The organism is Flavobacterium sp. SLB02 (genome assembly GCF_009664855.1).
Lineage (GTDB): Bacteria > Bacteroidota > Bacteroidia > Flavobacteriales > Flavobacteriaceae > Flavobacterium.
This window is the reverse complement of sequence record NZ_CP045928.1, coordinates 2,243,678-2,250,155: the sequence shown is the minus strand read 5'-3', so window position 1 is coordinate 2,250,155 and position 6,478 is coordinate 2,243,678. Positions and strand designations below refer to the sequence as shown.

The window sequence follows — 6,478 nt, the reverse complement described above, 5'->3', positions numbered from 1 at the left end:
TTATAAAGAGTAGGCTTGTAATGTTTTTTTTGCCCATTTTCCCCAGTCTTTCAAAGCATCCAAAAGTATTTTGTTTAGTCCTTTATTGTCAGTAGGTTTGCCTTTAATTGGTGGGGCTAAATCTTTGTCAGAAACTGGAATTTCGGTAACTTTTGTGGCAAACCATGTCATATTTTCATGTGGCAGGGCCAATCCTAAAATTGTTCCGGGTAATCCTGTAAAAGATTCAGGGCCGCCTGAAAATGGAATTTGAATAGTGTAATAGGCAACAACATAAACAGAATCGAGAACTATAGCATTTGCTCTGCGGCATTCATAACCTGCAATATCTCTTGTTTCATCGGTAATTTTCCAGTCAATTTTACGTAAGCTGTCTTTAACTAAGTATAAATCGTCGTAAACATTTTTTTGGGTAATACTGGTTTGGATGTCCAGATCTGTGGCGATAACATTTTTTAAATTAGCCATTGGATCGTCAGAAATCCAATTACTGCTTGTTGGTTGATTTGTTTCTTCCCATTTGTACAAACTCTTGTTTTTTGAAAAACTGAGAATGCTTTTTGTAGTTTTAAATTGTGAATTGGTTTTTTTATAACTTTCAAAAGCAGCCTGATAATAACTATCAGTTTCTCCTTTTATTTTTTTTGCAATCAAAGCATACATATTCGATTTTTTCTCAAATTCGATTACGCCATTTTGTACAAAGTGCTCATTTTGTGCAAAAGTATTGCAGCTTGTCAATACAATTATAAAAATTAGGATGCGATTTAGTATTGTTTTCATGGTTTTAGTTTTGTTTAATTTCTCCTCCGCCCATTTTGCTGAAATCCCAGCTTACAGAGAACATAAAGTATTTTTGGATAGTGGTATAAGTACTTTGGTTGATATTTCCATTAAAGGCAGAACGATTAAATCCAACATTTTGGTTCAAAAGATCTCTTCCCGTTATAGAAACTCTTAAATTATCTCCTTTTAAAAATTTCTTGGTGACAGATGCATTCCAGATAAAACGTTCAAAAGATTCCTGAATCACTTGCGTTTTTCCATTATATTGATAATTACCATCTGTGCTAATTTCTAGTTTGAAAGGTAATTCTATACTGCTCCAGAAATTTCCATTAAAACCCCAGCCATCGCTATCGCTATTTTCGTTGATACTTGCATTAGCAACGTTGTAAGTAGGTCCGAAGCTAGCATTAAAATTATATTTTTTTTCTTTATACTTTGATAAGTTTAGATTAAAGGAATAACTTGAATTTTTAGTTTCATTCAGTTTTGTATTGATGTAATTATAGTTTACATTTTTGTTGGCGCTTAAACCAATTCCCGCGTTCATGTCTATAGCTTTGATTGTTTTTCCAAAATTAGTATTCAAAAAATAACCTGTTGTAGCTTTGTTTTTTAGGTTTACAAATTGAGAAATACTTTCTCCTCTATCATTTGTAACCACATTACTTATTATTGGATTTAGCGTAAAATTGTACGATGCATTAACCGAAAAATATTGATTGCTAAGTACTTTATACGAGTAATAACTTCCTCTAAGATTATTTCTAAAAGAAGGATCCAAATCTGGATTACCCAAAATCGTATTTAATTGGTTTTGATTATTTCGTATGGGTTGTATTTGTTCTAATGTTGGCTGATCGGTGTTTCCGTTATAAGACAAACGCAGCGCTTCTCTTTGTTTAAAATTGTATTGATAGTTGATCTGAGGCATGTAGTTGACAAATTTTCGCGTAAAATATTCATCTGTATAAACATTGTATTGTTTAAAGTTGACGCCGCTAAATTTAGAACCAAAAGAAAAAACAGTTTTATTTTTTTTGTAATTAAAAATTGCTCCAAGTTGGTTTATCGTTTGATCTAATTCATAATTATTACTAAAGACTGAATCGAGAACATTATAATTCCCATCTGCGGATTGATTAAAAGATTTACGATCCGATTTTCCGTTACTTATATTGAATCCGTAATTAAGAATTAAAGATAGACTTTTAGACAACGGTTCAGTATAGATTAAATTTGATTTAAAAGCTGTATTGGTAATATTATTGACTTTATTTTGATCGACGACCTTGGTGCTATCCGGACTAATTACGGATGGTGTAAAAAATTCAGCTCTGGAATTTAAATAACCATCACTTTTGCTATTTGTATTGGATTGGCTTAAATTAAGAGATAATGTTCTGCCCGTTTTTTTAAGCCTTTTGGTTAATAAAGTATTTATATTAAATGTTTGATCATCAACATCGTTTGTATTGGTCTGCTTTAAATTATTCAATTGGTTACCTTGTTCGTCAGTACCTTTTCGCATTTCTGCATCACTTGAATTACTCTTTTTAAACAACCCATCTATATTTAATTTTAAAGTTAAAGTAGTATCAATTTTAATTTCATAAGTCAGATCAAGTTTATTTTTGGTCATGTTTTTCTCAAAACTCTTGTCTGAAGTATTATAAATGCTGCTGGAACTTAAATTTTGCTGGTTAATATCATTACGATTTCCTGAAAGTTTGATATCACCAATTTTGTAGTTTGCATTGATAGATTCTTTATCGTTGTTCCATTTATTGTCAAAATGTATTCCTCCAGTTTGAACTACCGGAATTCCTTCACCATTAAATTGTCCGTCCCAACTATCAAATTCATCGTTTCCATTGTTTGAAAAATTAATACCACCGTCATCACTTACTTGATAACTGCTTTGGCCATATTTATCTTTATCGCCCCATCCTAATCCTACTTGTCCCGTGTTGCCTAAAATACCATAAGCTGCTAATTTTTTCTTATCCCAAAACTTATTAAACATGGCCTGACCCTTATAAAAATTATCAGTTCCTCCTCCGAGTTCTACTTTCCCGAAATGACCATTTTTTTTGTCTTCTTTAAGTTTCACATTTAGAGTTTTGGTTTTCTGACCATCATCAATCCCTGTAAAAGCGGCCTGATCGCTTTTTTTGTCGTACAATTGTACTTTATCAACCATGTCTGCACGTAGATTTTTTGTAACTAAAGTGGGATCATCACCAAAAAATTCTTCACCATCAACCAAAACTTTGGTTACAGTTTCGCCTTGAGCGGTAATTTTTCCATCCTTGTCAATTTGTATTCCCGGGAATTGTTTTATCAGATCTTCCACTTTTGCATTAGGTTCTATTTTAAATGCTTTTGGATCAAATTCTAACGTATCTCCTTTGATTTTCATGGCGGCTCTATTGCCTTTTATAATTATTTCGGATAATATTCGTCCTTTATCAGCCAAATTAATTTTACCATAATCTTTGATTAACTTTGTGGAATCAATAGCAAATTGATCTACAAAATCAGCATATTTGGGATAAGAAACCAGTAAAATAAATTTACCGGCTTTAATATTATTCAACTCAAAAGAACCATTTTCTTTGGCTCGTGTAAATTTTACTAAAACAGAATCTTTTGCTCTTAACAAAGAGACTGATGCTTTGGTTAAAGTAGATTTGTTTACGGTATCTGCTACATATCCTTTAACTGTACCTGATTTTTGTGCCTGTATAGTATTTGATAAAAAAAGAAAGCAACATAATAATAGTATTGTTTGTCTCATTAATTAGTTGTGTTTTTTTTGAAAAAAGGCATTATTGCTCTATTCTATTCTATTTTTTGAATAATAGAAATAAATGCCATTGGTTTTTTAATTTGTTTTTAAGTAAGCAAGATTGTAGATTCTAAAATAGAAATTCTAATAGCACCTTTTGATATAGGTTTGCTGAAGTATAGCGACTTGATTTTATGAAATTCATAATTTTTTTGTGAGGTTTTGGCGGTTAGTAGTGTGAATTTTAATAATTTTAATTGATAATTATTACTATAATAGTTAAATGTTAATGCGAGCCAAAAGTAAGTAAAAATACTACAATATTAAAAAGGGTTTAACTTTTTATTATCATGATTAATTAATAATGGACTAATGAAAATAGAAATGAATAAAAAGTATCAGTCAGGTTTAATCGCAAATACTGATCTTCATGCAGGTGGTTTGTTTTTTTGTATCATCTACCAAAATCAACTAGAGTTCTTTGAGAATGGCAAAGTTGAACTAACAAAAAAGGTCGTGGAGGCCTTTCGTCCTATGGATGAGGACGATGTTGAACATTTACAAAATTATAAGATTGTTGGAGACTACTCATTTAATGATAGAGGATATTTGGTTTGTAAGTTTGAGGATTTGTTTTGGACATTTACCGGATTGTCTAGCGATAAAGACAGTTCAATTATTCCCTTTCATATTTATGATAGTCGCTTAGAAAATAGGTGGGGAGAAGTTTATAAGCTAGAAGAAATTATTTAGTGGCAACGGTTTTTTTAATATTATTTTTTTTGGCTTGGTTTACAAATCCGATCAGTCGGATATGCAGACTAGTTCAGCAACTTTCTGGAATTTACAACAACTAGAATAACGAACACATTGTTTGAAGATGTTGGCTCACTATATGTAGTTTCTGTCTTTAATTGGTTTTGTAAAATAATATTAATAAACTTTCGTTATCATTTCATCTATAGGTAAACGAACTTTTTTCGTAGCTGCCATATAGTCTTTTTCCGAATCCCGATATCCTAAAGCAAGGATAACTGTAGAATGCAACCCTTTTTCTTTCAAACCTAAAACCTCATCGATAGTGGCGGCATTAAATCCTTCGATAGGAGTGGCATCCACTTTCAATTCTGCCGCAGCAATAAGTGCAGTTCCTAGTGCAATATAAGCCTGTTTTGCCGCCCAATGGGCTTTTTGTTCTGCGTTAATAGCGCTGAAATAGGAATGCAGTCCATTTCTAAATCCTGATAAGGCACCAATATCAAGACCTCTTTGCTTTTCTGTCATTGCCATATAATCGTCAATGTAAGTCGAAGACATGTCAGTTAATGCAGCAAAAACCAACAAATGAGAGCAAGAGCTAATCTGTCCATTATACGAATCAGTACCTAATTTTTTTTGAATTTCCGGATTGCTTACAACAAAAACACGGTAAGATTGCAGACCGCAAGAAGATGCTGAAAGATTTATAGCCTCCAAGATCTGATCGACCTTCTCTTCTGTTACTTTAATGTTATTGTAAGCTTTTGTGGCGTAGCGCCATTTTAAATTTTCTATCAAATTCATTGCTATGTCTATCTTAATTTTTGGCAAATATAAACGATATTGTTTTCTTTTTCGAGTTTTTGGAGCGCTCTGGGAAACTCCAAATCAATCATTGTAGGCCACTAAAGAATATTTATCTGTTTTCCTTGATTATTATATTTGTTTGAAGATTAATGATCTTTAAAAATGTATTTTAAAAGAATAATTAACTGATTTTATGTGTAAATAAAAATGTTTAATCTTTTATAGTCAAATTTGCAGGGTAAAAAAACTAAACATTTTCATCATATGAAAGCGAATATACAAGAAGATAGTGGAATAAACGAAAAGCAGAATATTGAAAACACCCAGAATACAATCCAGAATGATTTTGCATTCACACTAAAGAGCACTTGTTTAGATGAAAACTATCACCCCTCAAGTGAAACGCGTTTGACAACCAATTTTGCAAACCTGGCCAGAGGAGGTAATCGACAACAAAACTTACGTAATGCATTAAAAATGATTAACAATCGATTCAATGCATTGGCTTATTTGGATAATCCCAAAGCTGATCGTTACCTTGTAGAACTTGAAATCATCACAGTAACGATGAGTATTGATGATAAGAATGGTATTAACAATCTGCCGTTGATTGAAGTTTTAAAAACGAATATTTTTGACCGCAAGACTAGCCAGCGTATCGAAGGTATTGCCGGAAATAATTTTTCGTCTTATGTTCGTGATTATGATTTCAGTATTTTATTGATCGAGCACAATAAAAACAAACCTAATTTTTGTATTCCTGAAAATTTTGGTGATTTGCACGGAAAACTTTATAAATGCTTTGTGAGTTCAGCCACTTATAAAGAGCACTTTAAGATGTCACCGATCATTTGTCTAAGTGTATCGAGCAACAAAACTTATACTCGCACTGAGTATCAGCATCCGGTTCTGGGTTTTGAGTATCTGCAGGACCAGTATTCTATCACTGATGAATATTTCTCTAAAATGGGCTTAAAAGTTCGTTTTTTCATGCCTCCCAATAGTGTGGCACCGATGGCTTTTTATCATTCCGGAGATCTGCTTGCTGATTATACTGATCTTGGATTAATCAGCTCAATTAGCACGATGGAGACTTTCCAGAAGATTTATCGCCCTGAAATTTACAATGCAAATTCAGTGGCCGGGAAAATCTATCAACCTACTCTTAAACACGAAGATTATTCACTGACTCGCGTGGATTATGACCGCGAAGAGCGCAGCCGACTAGCTGTTGAACAGGGTAAATATGCAGAAGAGCATTTCATTAAGCCTTACAAAAGTCTCCTGGAACAATGGTCTGCTAATTTTACTCTTTAATTGATTACAACGCATTAA

The 6,478-nt window shown here is 32.5% G+C and carries 5 protein-coding genes; 2 read left to right on the top strand and 3 right to left on the bottom strand.

Annotation, left to right across the window (positions count from 1 at the left end; all coding sequences use genetic code 11):
• Together GIY83_RS08755 and GIY83_RS08750 are read right to left on the bottom strand one after the other, a co-directional pair.
• Entirely contained in the window at positions 1–783 is a 783-nt protein-coding gene (locus GIY83_RS08755; RefSeq protein WP_208686337.1) for a GLPGLI family protein, read from the bottom strand.
• 4 nt (positions 784–787) lie between these two features.
• Complete coding sequence (locus GIY83_RS08750) at positions 788–3,586, bottom strand: outer membrane beta-barrel family protein (RefSeq protein WP_208686335.1); 2,799 nt, start codon at positions 3,584–3,586, stop codon at positions 788–790.
• Positions 3,587–3,949: 363 nt separating this feature from the next.
• On the opposite strand from GIY83_RS08750, the gene GIY83_RS08745 reads away from it, so the two are divergent.
• Entirely contained in the window at positions 3,950–4,330 is a 381-nt protein-coding gene (locus tag GIY83_RS08745) for a hypothetical protein (RefSeq protein ID WP_208686333.1), read from the top strand.
• 180 nt (positions 4,331–4,510) lie between these two features.
• On the opposite strand, the gene GIY83_RS08740 is transcribed toward GIY83_RS08745, so the two are convergent.
• Entirely contained in the window at positions 4,511–5,140 is a 630-nt protein-coding gene (locus GIY83_RS08740; protein ID WP_208686331.1) for a nitroreductase family protein, read from the bottom strand.
• A gap of 267 nt (positions 5,141–5,407) precedes the next feature.
• On the opposite strand from GIY83_RS08740, the gene GIY83_RS08735 reads away from it, so the two are divergent.
• Positions 5,408–6,460 (top strand): DUF1852 domain-containing protein, encoded by a 1,053-nt coding sequence (locus GIY83_RS08735; protein ID WP_208686329.1) that lies wholly within the window; start codon positions 5,408–5,410, stop codon positions 6,458–6,460.
• Positions 6,461–6,478: the final 18 nt, after the last annotated feature.